Below are 17,237 nucleotides of genomic sequence, written 5' to 3' on the forward strand. Positions count from 1 at the left end.
TACAGTCACAGCAAGGTGGACAAGCATGCATGCACTAGGGGTAGCAACGGTGGAAGACGCGGAGCGGTTGGTGCAGGCCAGCGCGCTCTCGCACATCAAGGTCGGCCTGTCCGACGTCGACGGCGTCATGCTGGGCAAGTACCTGCGCCGCGATAAATTCCTGGGGGCGCTGCGCTCCGGGCTCGCATTTTGCGACGTGGTGTTCGGCTGGGATCTCGACGACCAGCTCTACGACAACACCAAGTACACCGGCTGGCATACCGCCTATCCCGACGCCAAGCTGCGGATCGTCCCGCAAAGCGCCCGCAGGCTGCCGCTGGAGCAGGGGCCGGGCGGCGAGGACATGCTGTTGTTCCTGGCGGAATTCGAAGGCGAGGCCGGCGCCATCTGCCCGCGGCGCCTGCTGCACCGGGTCATCGACCGGGCCGCCGACATGGGCTTCGACGCCTACGCCGCGCTGGAATACGAGTTCTTCATGTTCCGCGAGACCCCGCACTCGGTGCGCGCGAAGCACTACCGCAACCTCGAGAACTGGACGCCCGGGAATTTCGGCTACTCGGTGCTGCGCAGCACGGTGGAGGGCGATTTCTACCGCAAGCTGCTGGACATGTGCGAACGCATGGACATGCCCATCGAAGGCCTGCATACCGAGACCGGGCCGGGCGTGCTGGAAGCCGCGCTCGCGGTCGACCAGGCCGCGGCCGCCGGCGACAAGGCATTCCTGTTCAAGACCTTCACCAAGGCGCTGGCGCAGCAGAATGGCCTGATGGCGACCTTCATGGCGAAGTGGTCGCACGAGCATCCCGGCCAGAGCGGCCACATCCACCTGTCGCTGCGCGACCGCAAGACCGGGCGCTCGGCGTTCCACGACGAGTCGCGGCCGCACTGCATGAGCGCGACGCAGGCTTCCTTCATGGCCGGCGTGCAGCGCTACCTGCCGGAATTCATGGCCCTGTACGCGCAGACCGTCAACAGCTACTCGCGCCTGGTGCCCGGCTACTGGGCGCCGCTGGACGCCACCTGGGGCATGGAGAACCGCACCACCGCGCTGCGGCTGATTCCCGGCAGCGACAAGTCGCAGCGCGTCGAAGTGCGCATCGGCTCGGCCGACGCCAATCCCTACCTGGCGCTGTCGGCCGCGCTGGCCTCGGGCCTGTACGGCATCGAACAGGGGCTCGAACCCGAGCCCATGGTGCAGGGCAACGCCTATACCCAGCAGTTTCCCGCGCATCTGCGCCTGCCGAGCACGCTGTGGGACGCGGCCCAGCGGCTGGGCGAATCCGAGGCCGCGCGCCGGCTGTTCGGCGACGCCTTCGTCGAGCACTACGTGGCCGCGCGCGAATGGGAAGAAAGGCAGTTCCGGCGCCACGTGACCGACTGGGAACTGGCGCGCTACTTCGAAATCATCTGACCATCGACCACACCGTTTGCATAGGGCAGCCATGACGCAGGAACTCATCACCATCAGTCCGATCGACGGGCGCGAGGTCGTCCGCCGTCCCTATGCCAGCGAGGCGCAGATCGCGCGTGCGCTGGCCGACGCCCAGGGCGCGCAGCCGGGCTGGGCGGCGCTGGGCGTGCAGGAGCGGGGGCGCATCGTGTCGGCCGCCGTGGACCGCTTCGTCGCGGCCAGGGACGAAATCGCGCGCGCCATCACCGTGCAAATGGGCCGGCCCCTGCGCTACACGCCGGGCGAAGTGGCCGGCTTCGAGTCGCGCGCGCGTCACATGATCGCCATCGCCGCCGAGGCGCTGGCCCCGATCCGGGTTCCCGAGCAGCCCGGGTTCACGCGCTTCATCAGCCGCGAGCCCATCGGCGTGGCGCTGACGATCGCGCCGTGGAATTATCCGCTGCTGACCGCCGTCAACAGCATCGTGCCGGCGCTGATGGCCGGCAACGCCGTCATCCTCAAGCACTCGGATCAGACGCCGCTGTGCGCCGAATTCATCGAGCGCGCGTTCCGCGAGGCCGGCGCGCCCGCGGGCGTGTTCCAGTACCTGCACGCCAGCCACGAGATCGCGCAGCGACTGATCCGCGCGCCGGAAATCGGCTATGTGTCCTTCACCGGCTCCGTGCGCGGCGGACACAGCGTGGAAGAAGGCGCGGCGGGGCGCTTCATCGGCGTCGGCCTGGAGCTGGGCGGCAACGACCCGGCCTATGTGCGCAACGACGCCGACATCGGCCACGCGGTCGAGACGCTGGTCGACGGCGCGTACTTCAATTCCGGCCAGTCCTGCTGCGGCATCCAGCGCATCTACGTGGCGCGGCCGCGCTACGATGAGTTCGTCGAGCGCGCCGTGGCGCTGACCGAGCAATACGTGCTGGGCGATCCGCTGCAGGACGGGACCACGCTCGGGCCGGTGGTGCGCAAGCGCGCCGCCGACGAGATCCGCGAGATCGTCGGCGCCGCGGTCGCGGCCGGCGCCAGAAACCTGATAGATCCATCGCGTTTTAAAAATGCGAATAAAAACTCGCCTTACGTCGCGCCGGCGCTGCTGACGCAGGTGGACCACGGCATGCACGTCATGAACGACGAATGCTTCGGCCCCGTCGTCGGCATCATGCCGGTAGACAGCGATGAGCAGGCCATCGCGCTCATGAACGACAGCCCCTACGGCCTGACGGCCGCGGCGTTCACGCAGGACCAGGAGGCCGCGCTGCGCATCGGCCGCCAGGTCCGCACGGGCACGTTCTTCATGAACCGCTGCGACTACCTGGACCCCGCGCTGGCCTGGACCGGCGTGAAGAACTCGGGCCGCGGCGTATCGCTGTCCGTGGTCGGATACGAGCAGCTCACGCAGGCCAAATCCTTCCATCTGCGCAGCCTCTAACCAGATATCCACAGGAAGCCGACCATGAGCGTGCCTAGCGTCAACTGGAATTACCCCACCGCCATCAAGGCCGGTCCCGGCCGCATCAGCGAACTGCCGCAGGCATGCCGCGAACTGGGCATGGCGCGCCCGCTGCTGGTGACCGACCCCGGCCTGGCGGCGCTGCCGATGGTGGCCGCGGCGCAGGCCGCGTGCCGCGAAGCCGGCCTGCAATGCGGCCTGTTCCACGATATCAAGGGCAACCCCACGGGCCGCAACGTCGACGACGGCGTGGCGGCGTACCGGCAGGGCGGCCATGACGGCGTGATCGCGATGGGCGGCGGGTCGGCGCTGGACGCGGCCAAGGCCATCGCGCTGATGGCGGGCCAGCAGCGGCCCCTGTGGGACTTCGAGGACGTGGGCGACAACTACCTGCGGGTGAACGTGGCCGGCATGGCGCCGGTGGTGGCGGTGCCCACCACCGCGGGCACCGGCTCGGAAGTGGGACGCGCCTCGGTCATCACCGACGAGGCGGCCGAGGTCAAGCGCATCATCTTCCATGCGCGCATGCTGCCGGCCATCGTCATCCTGGACCCCGAACTCACCGTCGGCCTGCCGCCGAAGATCACGGCCGCCACTGGCATGGACGCGCTGTCGCACAACCTGGAGGCCTATTGTTCGCCGGTGTTCCATCCGATGGCCACGGGCATCGCGCTCGAAGGCATGCGCATGGTCAAGGAATACCTGCCGCAGGCGGTGGCCGACGGCGCCGACCTGCAGGCGCGCCAGCAGATGCTGGTGGCCTCCAGCATGGGCGCCACCGCGTTCCAGCGCGGGCTGGGCGCCATGCACGCGCTGGCGCATCCGCTGGGCGCGCTCTACGACGCGCACCACGGCCTGCTCAACGCCATCCTCATGCCCTACGTGCTGAAAGCCAACCAGCACGCCGTGGCCCCGCGCCTGGAAGCGCTGGCGCGCTACCTGGACCTGCCGGCCCGGCCGGGCGCGGTGCTGGACTGGGTGCTGGCGCTGCGCGAGGCCATCGGCATTGCGCACACGCTGGCCGAGATCGGCATCGATGACGCCCAGGCCGAGCGCGTCGGGCGCATGGCGGCCGCCGACCCTTCGGCCGGCACGAATCCGGTGGACTACTCGGCCGCGCAATACACCGAACTTTTCCGTGCAGCGGTTCACGGAAATCTGTAAGATTGCCCCCCTCTGCGTGCAAACGCGGGGTGACTGAACCGGAGTTCTGAATATTTTTCGTCCGAATCGTTTGACAGCGATTTAGAAAGTGTTCATAATCTCGAATTCTCCTCTGGAGGAGTGCCCGAGTGGTTAAAGGGGGCAGACTGTAAATCTGTTGGCCTTGCGCCTACGTTGGTTCGAATCCAACCTCCTCCACCAGAGACCCGTACCTCGTGTAGTAGTACACAGGAATCCAGGCGCAGTTGGCCTGGATTTACAATGTGAGGTTCTGGATGCTTGGCCGCCTTTGCAAGAAAGGCGGCACGGTTTTCCAGGCTTTGTATTGAAAGAGGTTCGGGAAGAGAGAAGGTGAAAGGATAGCCGCGGGTGTAGCTCAATGGTAGAGCAGAAGCCTTCCAAGCTTACGACGAGGGTTCGATTCCCTTCACCCGCTCCAGCTTTATATGCCCATGTGGCTCAGTGGTAGAGCACTCCCTTGGTAAGGGAGAGGTCGCGCGTTCGATCCGCGCCATGGGCACCACTAATTCCCTAAGTTCTTTTCTTCAGTCGCAGCTTTAGTCAAAAGCGCAATCCAGGTCAGGAGTCAGCCATGGCAAAAGGCAAGTTTGAACGTACCAAGCCGCACGTGAACGTGGGTACGATTGGTCACGTTGACCACGGCAAAACGACGTTGACGGCGGCCATCACGACCGTTCTGTCGACCAAGTTCGGCGGCGAAGCCCGCGGCTACGACCAGATCGACGCGGCTCCTGAAGAAAAGGCTCGCGGCATCACCATCAACACCGCCCACGTCGAGTACGAAACNTGACGGGCACGATCGACCTGCCGGCCGACAAGGAAATGGTTCTGCCGGGCGACAACGTGACGATGACCGTCAAGCTGCTGGCCCCGATCGCCATGGAAGAAGGCCTGCGTTTCGCCATCCGTGAAGGCGGCCGTACCGTCGGCGCCGGCGTGGTCGCCAAGATCATCGCCTAAGCAGTCTCCAGAGTGGATAGAGCGGATTTTTCAATCCCTCTATCCATTCTTGCAGTAAAAGTAGTATGATGTATGGTTCCGCGAGCTGATATGGCGCGGAAAGCAGCGGTGAAGAGCGGCTGCGAACTAATGCAAGTGTTTTAGGGGCATAGCTCAATTGGCAGAGCGTCGGTCTCCAAAACCGAAGGTTGTAGGTTCGATTCCTACTGCCCCTGCCACCGCCAGGATAAACCCGCGGGAGATCATCGCGAGTTACGCATTCACGGCGGCTCGCGTCGCAAAATGTCTAATACCAGCGTAGAAACCGTAACCAGTACCGCCGACCGGGTCAAGCTCGGGCTGGCGGTTCTTGTCGTTATTGCTGGCATCGTCGGGTTCTCCGTGCTCAGCGCGCAGCCGATGCCTGCTCGTATCGGCGTGTTCGTCGCCGGCCTCGTGATCGCCGCCGTGATCGCGTGGTTCAGCGAGCCGGGCCGCCGCACCCTGAGCTTCGCGAGCGAATCCTACAACGAAGTCAAGCGTGTCTCGTGGCCCACGCGCAAGGAAACGACCCAGATGACGGGCATCGTTTTCGCGTTCGTGGCGATCATGGGCATTTTCATGTGGGTGCTCGACAAGGGCATCGAATGGATTCTCTACGGCCTGTTGTTGGGCTGGAAATAAGGACGGCGAATGAGTAAGCGTTGGTATGTCGTCCATGTGTACTCCGGCATGGAAAAAAGCGTACACAAGGCCCTGAACGAGCGCATCGAGCGCGCAGGCCTGCAAACGTCGTTTGGCCGCATTCTTGTGCCCTCCGAGGAAGTCGTCGAGGTCAAGGGCGGTCAGAAGTCGATCACCGAGCGCCGCATTTTCCCCGGTTATGTCCTGGTTGAAATGGACCTGACCGACGAAACGTGGCACCTGGTCAAGAACACCAACCGCGTCACCGGCTTTCTGGGTGGCTCGGGCAATCGTCCGACCCCGATTTCCGAAAAGGAAGTCGAAAAGATCCTCTCCCAGATGGAAGAGGGCGTCGAGAAACCCCGCCCCAAGATCCTGTTCGAAGTGGGCGAGATGGTTCGGGTCAAGGAAGGTCCGTTTGCGGACTTCAACGGCAACGTCGAAGAAGTCAACTACGAAAAGAGCAAGGTGCGTGTGTCGGTCACCATTTTTGGTCGCGCCACCCCCGTCGAGCTCGATTTCAGCCAGGTCGAAAAGACCTGATTTCAACCCCCGGGGAGCTTCGGGCCTGAACGGCGCGAAGCGATATAACCCGCAAGGAGCAAAGCATGGCGAAGAAGATCGTCGGCTTTATCAAGCTGCAAGTGCCGGCTGGTAAGGCTAACCCCTCCCCCCCGATCGGTCCGGCGCTGGGTCAGCGCGGCCTGAACATCATGGAATTCTGCAAGGCGTTCAACGCCAAGACGCAGGGCATGGAGCCCGGTCTGCCGATTCCGGTGGTGATCACCGCCTTCGCGGACAAGAGCTTCACCTTCATCATGAAGACCCCGCCCGCGACGGTCCTCATCAAGAAGGCCGCTGGCGTGCAAAAGGGTTCGGCCAAGCCGCATACCGACAAGGTCGGCACGCTGACCCGCGCTCAAGCCGAAGAAATCGCCAAGACCAAGAGTCCGGACCTGACGGCTGCCGACATGGAAGCCGCCGTCCGCACCATCGCTGGCAGCGCCCGCAGCATGGGCATCACGGTTGAGGGGATCTAATCATGGCAAAACTGTCCAAGCGCGCCGCCGCCATTGCGCAGAAGATCGACCGCACCAAGCTGTACCCGGTCGCTGAAGCCCTGACCCTGGTCAAGGAAACCGCCGTCGCCAAGTTCGACGAATCCATCGACGTGGCCGTGCAACTCGGCATCGACCCGAAGAAGTCGGACCAGCTGGTCCGCGGTTCGGTCGTGCTGCCCGCCGGCACCGGCAAGTCGGTCCGCGTGGCCGTGTTCGCCCAGGGCGACAAGGCTGAAGCCGCCAAGGCCGCCGGCGCCGACATCGTCGGCCTGGACGACCTGGCCGAGCAGATCAAGGCCGGTCAGATGGACTTCGACGTGGTCATCGCCTCGCCCGACACGATGCGTGTCGTGGGCGCCCTGGGTCAGATCCTGGGCCCCCGTGGCCTGATGCCGAACCCGAAGGTCGGCACCGTGACCCCCGACGTCGCCACCGCCGTCAAGAACGCCAAGGCCGGTCAGGTTCAGTACCGCACCGACAAGGCCGGCATCATCCACGCCACGATCGGCCGCGCGTCGTTCGGCGTGGAACAGCTGCAAACCAACCTGGCCGCTCTGGTCGACGCCCTGCAAAAGGCTCGTCCCGCTGCTGCCAAGGGCATTTACCTGCGCAAGCTGGCCGTCTCGTCCACGATGGGCGGCGGTGCGCGCGTGGAAATCGCCTCGCTGTCGGCCTGAGTCCGACAGTAGTAAACGTACTTTGGGCCGCATCCGGAGTTCTCCGGATGCTGCTGTCAAAGACCGCTGGAGCAGGGTGGTTCAAGCCGTACCGGGCCACCCCGCTTAATCCCGAAGCTCACATAGTTCGGATCCAGCGTAGACGGCGTCCCCAGGAAGATTTCTTTACCCGAAGAACTCGACCAGGCGCCGCATTCGGTTGACGCGCAAGGCATTCGCCCCAGGCGTCTTTTGATGGAGTGTTCAAACCGTGAGTCTCAATCGTCAAGAGAAAGCGGTGGTGATCGAGGAAGTCTCGGCTGAAGTTGCCAAGGCTCAATCGATCGTTATCGCCGAGTACCGTGGTCTGGACGTCGCCTCTGTCACCGTACTGCGCAAAACTGCGCGTGAATCGGGCGTGTATCTGCGTGTTCTGAAGAACTCGCTGGCCCGTCGTGCCGTTGCCGGCACGGCTTTCGAGCCGTTGGCCGAGCAACTCACCGGTCCGCTGATCTACGGTATCAGCGCCGATCCGGTCGCGGCGGCCAAGGTCCTCGCAGGTTTCGCGAAAAGCAATGACAAGCTGGTCATCAAGGCGGGCTCGCTGCCCAACAGCCTGTTGAACCAAGAAGGCGTGAAGGCCCTGGCCACCATGCCCTCGCGCGAAGAGTTGCTGTCGAAACTGCTGGGCACCATGCAAGCCCCCATCGCGCAATTCGTGCGTACGCTCAACGAAGTTCCGACCAAGTTCGCCCGTGGCCTCGCCGCCGTGCGCGACCAGAAGGCTGCGGCTTAATCCCCGCCCTTCCCGGAATTCGCTGAACGACCGAGCGACACCCAAACCCTGGCATTACCAAAATATTTGGAGTTCTTAAAAATGGCACTTAACAAAGCTGAAATCCTTGACGCCATCGCTGGCATGACCGTGCTCGAACTGTCCGAGCTGATCAAGGAAATGGAAGAGAAGTTCGGCGTGTCGGCTGCTGCCGCCGCTGTCGCTGTCGCTGCTCCCGCCGCTGGTGGCGCCGCCGCCGCTGCTGAAGAGCAGACCGAGTTCACCGTTGTCCTGGCTGAAGCCGGCGCCAACAAGGTTTCCGTCATCAAGGCCGTGCGCGAGCTGACCGGTCTGGGCCTGAAGGAAGCCAAGGACCTGGTCGACGGCGCTCCGAAGCCCGTCAAGGAAGGCGTTGCCAAGGCTGACGCCGAAGCCGCCAAGAAGAAGCTGGAAGAAGCTGGCGCCAAGGTCGAAGTCAAGTAAGACCTGCGTCAACTTGCCCGGGGACAGCGCAGTTTGCAGTCCCCGGGCTTTTGCGTTTCCAGGAAACCCCTACTGGGGGAATGCCCTTTTCAGGGGGGTTTCCTGGAGTCGTATCACCTGGGGCCGTGGTTGACGGCCCATGCAACCTCGAGTCGGAGTGCTCATGCCTTACTCGTACACCGAAAAAAAGCGCATCCGCAAAAGCTTCGCCAAGCGTGAAGACGTTCAAAACGTTCCCTTCCTGCTGGCGACTCAGCTTCAATCCTACCTAACTTTCCTGCAGGCGGATACCGCCCCGTCCGAACGCGTAGCCGACGGTTTGCAGGCGGCGTTCTCGTCGATTTTCCCGATCGTTAGTCACAACGGTATGGCGCGCTTGGAGTTCGTGAGCTATGTGCTCGGCGAACCGGTGTTCGATGTCAAGGAATGTCAGCAACGTGGCCTGACCTATGCCTCGCCCCTGCGAGCCAAGGTCCGCCTGGTGCTGCTTGACCGCGAAGTCAGCAAGCCCACCGTCAAGGAAGTGAAGGAACAGGAAGTCTACATGGGCGAGATTCCGCTCATGACCAGCACCGGTTCCTTCGTCATCAACGGTACCGAGCGCGTCATCGTGTCGCAGCTGCACCGCTCGCCCGGCGTGTTCTTCGAGCACGACCGCGGCAAGACCCACAGCTCCGGCAAGCTGCTGTTCTCGGCCCGCGTGATTCCCTACCGCGGCTCGTGGCTGGACTTCGAGTTCGACCCCAAGGACATCCTGTTCTTCCGCGTCGACCGCCGCCGCAAGATGCCCGTCACGATCCTGTGCAAGGCCATCGGCATGACGCCGGAATCGATCCTGGCCAACTTCTTCGACTTCGACAACTTCGAACTGAAGAGCGAAGGCGCGATGATGGAATTCGTGCCCGAGCGCTGGAAGGGCGAAATGGCCCGCTTCGACATCTCGGACCGCTCCGGCAAGGTCATCGTCGAGAAGGACAAGCGCATCAACGCCAAGCACCTGCGCGACCTGGCTGCCGGCGGCATCCAGCGCATCTCCGTGCCGGAAGACTTCCTGTACGGCCGCGTGCTGGCCAAGAACATCGTTGATCCGGACACCGGCGAAGTCATCGCCAACGCCAACGACGAGATCACCGAAAGCGTGCTGGGCGCGCTGCGCGCCGCCAACGTCCACGACATCCAGACGCTCTACACGAACGACCTGGACCGCGGTCCCTACATCTCGCAGACCCTGCGCACCGACGAGACCGCCGACCAGATGGCCGCGCGCGTCGCCATCTACCGCATGATGCGTCCCGGCGAGCCGCCCACCGAAGAAGCGGTGGAGGCCCTGTTCCAGCGCCTGTTCTACAGCGAAGAAACCTACGACCTGTCGCGTGTGGGCCGCATGAAGGTCAACAGCCGTCTGGGCCGTGGCGAAGACACCAGCGGTCCGATGACGCTGACCAACGAGGACATCCTCGAAACCATCAAGGTGCTGGTCGAGCTGCGTAACGGCCGTGGCCAGATCGACGACATCGATCACCTGGGCAACCGCCGCGTGCGCTGTGTGGGCGAACTGGCCGAGAACCAGTTCCGCGCCGGCCTGGTGCGCGTCGAGCGCGCCGTCAAGGAACGTCTGGGCCAGGCCGAGACGGAAAACCTGATGCCGCACGACCTGATCAACTCCAAGCCGATCTCGGCCGCCATCAAGGAGTTCTTCGGTTCGAGCCAGCTGTCGCAGTTCATGGACCAGACCAACCCGCTGTCGGAAATCACGCACAAGCGCCGTGTTTCCGCACTGGGCCCGGGCGGTCTGACCCGCGAGCGCGCCGGCTTCGAAGTCCGCGACGTGCACCCGACCCACTACGGCCGCGTCTGCCCGATCGAAACGCCGGAAGGCCCGAACATCGGCCTGATCAACTCCATGGCGCTGTACGCCCGCCTGAACGAGTACGGCTTCCTGGAAACGCCTTACCGCAAGATCATCGACGGCAAGGTCAGCGACCAGATCGATTACCTGTCGGCCATCGAGGAAAGCCACTACGTCATCGCGCAGGCCAACGCCGCGCTCGACGACGAAGGCCGCTTCGTGGACGACCTGGTTGCCTGCCGTGAAGCCGGCGAAACCATGCTGACCGCGCCGGCCAACGTGCACTACATGGACGTGGCGCCGTCGCAGATCGTGTCGGTCGCCGCCTCGCTGATTCCGTTCCTGGAGCACGACGACGCGAACCGCGCGCTGATGGGCGCCAACATGCAGCGTCAGGCCGTGCCTTGCCTGCGTCCGGAAAAGCCGGTCGTGGGTACGGGCATCGAGCGCACCGTGGCCGTCGACTCGGGCACCACCGTGCAGGCGCTGCGCGGCGGCCTGGTCGACCACGTCGACGCCGAGCGTGTCGTGATCCGCGTGAACGATGAAGAAAACGTCGCCGGCGAAGTCGGCGTCGACATCTACAACCTGATCAAGTACACCCGTTCCAACCAGAACACCAACATCAACCAGCGTCCCATCGTCAAGCGCGGCGACCCGGTCGCCAAGGGTGACGTGCTGGCCGACGGCGCATCGACCGACCTGGGCGAACTCGCCCTGGGTCAGAACATGCTGATCGCGTTCATGCCCTGGAACGGCTACAACTTCGAAGACTCGATCCTGATCTCGGAAAAGGTCGTGGCCGATGACCGCTACACCTCGGTGCACATCGAGGAACTGACGGTCGTGGCCCGCGACACCAAGCTCGGACCTGAGGAAATCACGCGCGACATCAGCAACCTGGCGGAAACCCAGCTGAACCGCCTGGACGATTCCGGCATCTGCTACATCGGCGCCGAAGTGAGCGCCGACGACGTGCTGGTCGGCAAGGTCACGCCCAAGGGCGAGACCCAGCTGACGCCGGAAGAAAAGCTGCTGCGCGCCATCTTCGGCGAGAAGGCCTCCGACGTTAAGGACACCTCGCTGCGCGTGCCCTCGGGCATGACCGGCACCGTGATCGACGTGCAGGTGTTCACCCGCGAAGGCATCGTGCGCGACAAGCGCGCCCAGTCCATCATCGACGATGAACTGCGCCGCTATCGCCAGGACCTGAACGACCAGCTGCGCATCGTCGAGAACGACCAGTTCGACCGTATCGAGAAGATGCTGGTCGGCAAGACCGTCAACGGCGGCCCGCGCAAGCTGGCCAAGGGCGCCACGATCACCAAGGCCTACCTGGCCGACCTGGACCGCTGGCAGTGGTTCGACATCCGCCTGGCCGACGAGCCCCACGCCGTGGTGCTGGAGCAGGCCAAGGAATCGCTCGAGCAGAAGCGCCACCAGTTCGACCTGGCCTTCGAAGAGAAGCGCAAGAAGCTGACGCAGGGCGACGAGCTGCCCCCGGGCGTGCTGAAGATGATCAAGGTCTACCTGGCCGTCAAGCGTCGTCTGCAGCCCGGCGACAAGATGGCCGGCCGCCACGGCAACAAGGGCGTGGTCTCGCGCATCACCCCGGTGGAAGACATGCCGCACATGGCTGACGGCACGCCGGCCGACATCGTTCTGAACCCGCTGGGCGTGCCCTCGCGGATGAACGTCGGCCAGGTGCTGGAAGTCCATCTGGGCTGGGCCGCCAAGGGCGTGGGCCATCGCATCGCCGACATGCTGCGCGACGAGCGCACCGCGCAGGTCAAGAACGTCCGCGCCTACCTGGACAAGGTCTACAACACGACCGGCACCGGCGCGCGCATCGACGAGCTGACCGACGACGAAGTCATGGAAATGGCCCAGAACCTCAAGAACGGCGTGCCGTTCGCGACGCCCGTCTTCGACGGCGCGACCGAAGAGGAAATCACCAAGATGCTGGAACTGGCCTATCCGGACGACGTCGCCAAGCGCATGGCGCTGACGCCGTCGCGCACGCAGGCGTGGCTGTTCGACGGCCGCACCGGCGAGCAGTTCGAGCGTCCCGTGACCGTCGGCTACATGCACTACCTGAAGCTGCACCACCTGGTCGACGACAAGATGCACGCGCGTTCGACCGGCCCGTACTCCTTGGTTACCCAGCAGCCGCTGGGCGGCAAGGCGCAGTTCGGCGGCCAGCGTTTCGGGGAAATGGAAGTGTGGGCGCTGGAAGCATACGGCGCCGCCTACACCCTGCAGGAAATGCTGACGGTGAAGTCCGACGACATCACCGGCCGCACCAAGGTATACGAAAACATCGTCAAGGGCGATCACGTCATCGACGCCGGCATGCCGGAATCGTTCAACGTGCTGGTCAAGGAAATCCGCTCGTTGGCCCTGGACATGGATTTGGAGCGTAACTAATGAAAGCGCTACTCGACCTCTTTAAGCAAGTCTCGCAAGACGAGCAGTTCGATGCCATCAAGATCGGCATCGCCTCGCCCGAGAAGATCCGTTCGTGGTCTTACGGCGAAGTTCGCAAGCCCGAGACCATCAACTACCGTACGTTCAAGCCCGAGCGCGACGGCCTGTTCTGCTCCAAGATCTTCGGCCCGATCAAGGACTACGAGTGCCTGTGCGGCAAGTACAAGCGCCTGAAGCACCGCGGCGTGATCTGCGAGAAGTGCGGCGTGGAAGTCACCGTCGCCAAGGTCCGCCGTGAACGCATGGGCCACATCGAGCTGGCCAGCCCGGTCGCGCACATCTGGTTCCTGAAGAGCCTGCCCTCGCGTCTGGGCATGGTGCTCGACATGACCCTGCGCGACATCGAACGCGTGCTGTACTTCGAAGCCTGGTGCGTGATCGAACCCGGCATGACGCCGCTCAAGCGCGGCCAGATCATGTCGGACGACGATTTCCTCGCCAAGACCGAAGAGTACGGCGACGACTTCCGTGCCCTGATGGGCGCGGAGGCCGTGCGCGAACTGCTGCGCACCATCGACATCGACCGCGAAGTGGAAACGCTGCGCGGCGAACTGAAGGCCACCAGCTCGGAAGCCAAGATCAAGAAGATCTCCAAGCGCCTGAAAGTGCTGGAAGGCTTCCAGAAGTCCGGCATCAAGGCCGAGTGGATGGTCATGGAAGTGCTGCCCGTGCTGCCGCCGGACCTGCGTCCGCTGGTGCCGCTGGACGGCGGCCGCTTCGCGACCTCCGACCTGAACGACCTGTACCGCCGCGTCATCAACCGCAACAACCGTCTGAAGCGTCTGCTGGAGCTGAAGGCGCCGGAAATCATCCTGCGCAACGAAAAGCGCATGCTGCAGGAAGCCGTCGACTCGCTGCTGGACAACGGCCGCCGCGGCAAGGCCATGACCGGCGCCAACAAGCGCCAGCTCAAGTCGCTGGCCGACATGATCAAGGGCAAGAGCGGCCGCTTCCGTCAGAACCTGCTGGGCAAGCGCGTCGACTACTCGGGCCGTTCGGTCATCGTGGTGGGTCCGCAGCTCAAGCTGCACCAGTGCGGCCTGCCCAAGCTGATGGCCCTGGAACTGTTCAAGCCGTTCATCTTCAACCGCCTGGAGATGATGGGCCTGGCCACGACCATCAAGGCCGCCAAGAAGCTGGTGGAAAGCCAGGAACCGGTGGTCTGGGACATCCTGGAAGAAGTCATCCGCGAACACCCGGTCATGCTCAACCGTGCGCCCACGCTGCACCGTCTGGGCATCCAGGCGTTCGAGCCGGTGCTGATCGAAGGCAAGGCCATCCAGCTGCACCCGCTGGTCTGCGCGGCGTTCAACGCCGACTTCGACGGCGACCAGATGGCCGTCCACGTGCCGCTGTCGCTGGAAGCCCAGCTCGAAGCCCGCACCCTGATGCTGGCCTCGAACAACGTGCTGTTCCCGGCCAACGGCGAACCGTCGATCGTGCCGTCGCAGGACATCGTGCTGGGTCTGTACTACACGACCCGCGAGCGCATCAACGGCAAGGGCGAAGGCATCTTCTTCATGGACGTCGCTGAAGTCCAGCGCGCCTATGACAACGGCGAAGTCGAGCTGCAGTCGCGCATCACCGTGCGCCTGAAGGAGCACGAGCGCGACGAGAACGGTGAATGGCAGCCGGTGATCCGCCGCCACGAAACCACGGTCGGCCGCGCGCTGCTGTCGGAAATCCTGCCCAAGGGCCTGCCCTTCACCGTCCTGAACAAGGCGCTGAAGAAGAAGGAAATCTCGCGCCTGATCAACCAGTCGTTCCGCCGCTGCGGCCTGCGCGACACGGTGATCTTCGCCGACAAGCTGATGCAGTCGGGCTTCCGCCTGGCCACGCGCGGCGGTATCTCCATCGCCATGGGCGACATGCTGATCCCGACCGCCAAGGAAGGCATCCTGGCCGAAGCCAGCCGCGAAGTGAAGGAAATCGACAAGCAGTACTCGTCGGGTCTGGTCACGTCCCAGGAACGCTACAACAACGTGGTGGACATCTGGGGCAAGGCCGGCGACAAGGTCGGCAAGGCGATGATGGAACAACTGGCCACCGAGCCCGTGATCAACCGTCACGGCGAAGAAGTGCGCCAGGAATCGTTCAACTCCATCTACATGATGGCTGACTCGGGCGCCCGCGGTTCGGCCGCCCAGATCCGCCAGCTCGCCGGCATGCGCGGCCTGATGGCCAAGCCGGACGGCTCGATTATCGAAACGCCGATTACCGCGAACTTCCGTGAAGGCCTGAACGTGCTTCAGTACTTCATCTCGACTCACGGTGCGCGTAAGGGTCTGGCCGACACGGCGCTGAAGACCGCGAACTCGGGTTACCTGACCCGCCGTCTGGTCGACGTGACGCAGGACCTGGTGATCACCGAGGACGATTGCGGCACGTCGCAGGGCTACAACATGAAGGCCCTGGTCGAAGGCGGCGAAGTCATCGAACCGCTGCGCGACCGTATCCTGGGCCGCGTCGCGGCCGTGGACATCGTCAACCCGGACACGCAGGAAACGGCCATCGTCGCCGGCACCCTGCTGGACGAAGATATGGTCGACACCATCGACCGCATCGGCGTGGACGAAGTCAAGGTCCGCACCCCGCTGACCTGCGAAACGCGCCACGGCCTGTGCGCGCACTGCTACGGCCGCGACCTCGGCCGCGGCACCTCGGTCAACCAGGGCGAAGCGGTCGGCGTCATCGCCGCCCAGTCCATCGGCGAACCGGGCACGCAGCTCACGATGCGTACGTTCCACATCGGTGGCGCGGCTTCGCGTTCGGCCCTGGCCAGCGCGGTCGAAACCAAGTCCAGCGGCACCGTCGGCTTTGCCAGCACGATGCGCTACGTCACCAACGCCAAGGGTGAACGCGTGGCCATCTCGCGTTCCGGCGAACTGGCGATCTTCGACGACAACGGCCGCGAACGCGAACGCCACAAGATCCCGTACGGCGCGACCGTGCTGGTGGGCGATGGCGAGGCCGTCAAGGCCGGCGCCCGCCTGGCGACGTGGGACCCGCTGACCCGTCCGATCGTGTCGGAATACGGCGGCGCCGTGCGCTTCGAGAACATCGAAGAAGGCGTGACCGTGGCCAAGCAGGTCGACGAAGTCACCGGCCTGTCCACGCTGGTCGTGATCACGCCCAAGACCCGTGGCGGCAAGATCGTCATGCGTCCGCAGATCAAGCTGGTCAACGAGAACGGCGAAGACGTCAAGATCGCCGGCACCGATCACTCGGTGAACATCTCGTTCCCGGTGGGCGCGCTGATCACGGTGCGCGACGGCCAGCAGGTTGCCGTGGGTGAAGTCCTGGCGCGTATTCCGCAGGAATCGCAAAAGACCCGCGACATTACCGGCGGTCTGCCGCGCGTGGCCGAGCTGTTCGAAGCCCGTTCGCCCAAGGACGCCGGCATGCTGGCCGACGTCACCGGCACGGTCTCGTTCGGCAAGGACACCAAGGGCAAGCAGCGCCTGGTCATCACCGACCTGGAAGGCGTCAGCCACGAGTTCCTGATTCCGAAGGAAAAGCAGGTGCTGGTGCACGACGGCCAGGTGGTGAACAAGGGCGAAATGATCGTGGACGGCCCGGCCGATCCCCACGACATCCTGCGCCTGCAAGGCATCGAGAAGCTGGCGACCTACATCGTCGACGAAGTGCAGGACGTCTACCGTCTGCAGGGCGTGAAGATCAACGACAAGCACATCGAAGTGATCGTGCGCCAGATGCTGCGCCGCGTGAACATCGTGGACGCCGGCGATACCGAGTTCATCCCGGGCGAGCAGGTCGAGCGCTCCGAGCTGCTCAACGAGAACGATCGCGTCACGGCCCAGGACCTGCGTCCTGCCACGTACGAGAACGTGCTGCTGGGTATCACCAAGGCGTCGCTGTCGACCGACTCGTTCATCTCGGCCGCTTCGTTCCAGGAAACCACCCGCGTCCTGACCGAAGCCGCCATCATGGGCAAGCGCGACGACCTGCGCGGCTTGAAGGAAAACGTCATCGTCGGCCGCCTGATCCCGGCCGGCACCGGCCTGGCCTACCACCATGCCCGCAAGGACAAGGAAGCGCTGGAGGCCGCGGAACGCGAAGCCGCCCGCCAGCTGGCCAACCCGTTCGAAGACTCGCCGGTCACGGTGGGCTCGGATACGGAAACGCCGGCTTCCGACCTGGGCACGGACGACGCCGAGCAGTAAACCGGTACTGGCGGGACCTCCCGCCAGCAAAAAGGCCGCTGATTGTTATCAGCGGCCTTTTTTTGCCTTGAAGAAGCGGGGC

General features: G+C 64.1%; 12 protein-coding genes, 4 tRNA genes and 1 pseudogene. All 17 read left to right on the plus strand.

What is annotated here, in order from left to right; all coding sequences use genetic code 11:
* The first annotated feature begins 25 nt into the window (after positions 1-25).
* The 17 genes and pseudogenes from C1I89_RS24305 (at position 26) to rpoC (ending at position 17,155) form a co-directional block, all read left to right on the plus strand.
* Positions 26-1,411: a glutamine synthetase family protein gene (locus C1I89_RS24305; RefSeq protein ID WP_102775008.1), complete on the plus strand. Its 1,386-nt coding sequence runs from the start codon at positions 26-28 to the stop codon at positions 1,409-1,411.
* A 31-nt stretch (positions 1,412-1,442) separates the two neighbouring features.
* Entirely contained in the window at positions 1,443-2,831 is a 1,389-nt protein-coding gene (locus C1I89_RS24310) for an aldehyde dehydrogenase family protein (protein ID WP_102775009.1), read from the plus strand.
* A 24-nt stretch (positions 2,832-2,855) separates the two neighbouring features.
* On the plus strand, positions 2,856-4,016 hold the full coding sequence (locus C1I89_RS24315) for an iron-containing alcohol dehydrogenase (protein ID WP_102775010.1): 1,161 nt from the start codon (positions 2,856-2,858) through the stop codon (positions 4,014-4,016).
* 114 nt (positions 4,017-4,130) lie between these two features.
* Positions 4,131-4,217: transfer RNA gene (locus C1I89_RS24320), tRNA-Tyr, on the plus strand.
* A 164-nt stretch (positions 4,218-4,381) separates the two neighbouring features.
* Positions 4,382-4,455: transfer RNA gene (locus C1I89_RS24325), tRNA-Gly, on the plus strand.
* Between the two features lie 9 nt (positions 4,456-4,464).
* Positions 4,465-4,539 (plus strand) — tRNA-Thr (locus C1I89_RS24330).
* Positions 4,540-4,608: 69 nt separating this feature from the next.
* Positions 4,609-4,821 (plus strand): annotated as a pseudogene (locus C1I89_RS35415) (GTP-binding protein); the annotation flags it as partial.
* Positions 4,822-4,859: 38 nt separating this feature from the next.
* On the plus strand, positions 4,860-4,997 hold the full coding sequence (locus tag C1I89_RS35420) for a hypothetical protein (RefSeq protein ID WP_258231520.1): 138 nt from the start codon (positions 4,860-4,862) through the stop codon (positions 4,995-4,997).
* A 142-nt stretch (positions 4,998-5,139) separates the two neighbouring features.
* A tRNA-Trp gene (locus tag C1I89_RS24340) sits at positions 5,140-5,215 on the plus strand.
* Positions 5,216-5,279: 64 nt separating this feature from the next.
* A complete protein-coding gene (secE, locus tag C1I89_RS24345; protein ID WP_102775011.1) occupies positions 5,280-5,660 on the plus strand; it encodes a preprotein translocase subunit SecE in 381 nt (126 codons plus the stop codon).
* 9 nt (positions 5,661-5,669) lie between these two features.
* The gene (gene nusG, locus C1I89_RS24350; RefSeq protein ID WP_006389586.1) at positions 5,670-6,203 is read left to right on the plus strand and encodes a transcription termination/antitermination protein NusG; all 534 of its coding nucleotides are present in this window, start codon (positions 5,670-5,672) and stop codon (positions 6,201-6,203) included.
* Positions 6,204-6,268: 65 nt separating this feature from the next.
* Positions 6,269-6,700, plus strand: a complete 432-nt coding sequence (gene rplK, locus C1I89_RS24355; RefSeq protein WP_102775012.1) for a 50S ribosomal protein L11 — start codon at positions 6,269-6,271, stop codon at positions 6,698-6,700.
* 2 nt (positions 6,701-6,702) lie between these two features.
* Positions 6,703-7,398, plus strand: a complete 696-nt coding sequence (gene rplA, locus C1I89_RS24360; protein ID WP_102775013.1) for a 50S ribosomal protein L1 — start codon at positions 6,703-6,705, stop codon at positions 7,396-7,398.
* Positions 7,399-7,648: 250 nt separating this feature from the next.
* Positions 7,649-8,173 (plus strand): 50S ribosomal protein L10, encoded by a 525-nt coding sequence (gene rplJ / locus C1I89_RS24365; RefSeq protein ID WP_054459366.1) that lies wholly within the window; start codon positions 7,649-7,651, stop codon positions 8,171-8,173.
* A gap of 81 nt (positions 8,174-8,254) precedes the next feature.
* Entirely contained in the window at positions 8,255-8,635 is a 381-nt protein-coding gene (gene rplL, locus C1I89_RS24370; RefSeq protein ID WP_006389590.1) for a 50S ribosomal protein L7/L12, read from the plus strand.
* A 163-nt stretch (positions 8,636-8,798) separates the two neighbouring features.
* Positions 8,799-12,911 (plus strand): DNA-directed RNA polymerase subunit beta, encoded by a 4,113-nt coding sequence (rpoB, locus tag C1I89_RS24375; RefSeq protein ID WP_102775014.1) that lies wholly within the window; start codon positions 8,799-8,801, stop codon positions 12,909-12,911.
* Complete coding sequence (gene rpoC / locus C1I89_RS24380; protein WP_102775015.1) at positions 12,911-17,155, plus strand: DNA-directed RNA polymerase subunit beta'; 4,245 nt, start codon at positions 12,911-12,913, stop codon at positions 17,153-17,155. Before rpoB ends, rpoC begins: the two co-directional genes overlap by 1 nt.
* Positions 17,156-17,237 lie beyond the last annotated feature (82 nt).

Source organism: Achromobacter pulmonis (assembly GCF_002885955.2).
Taxonomy (GTDB): domain Bacteria; phylum Pseudomonadota; class Gammaproteobacteria; order Burkholderiales; family Burkholderiaceae_B; genus Achromobacter; species Achromobacter pulmonis_A.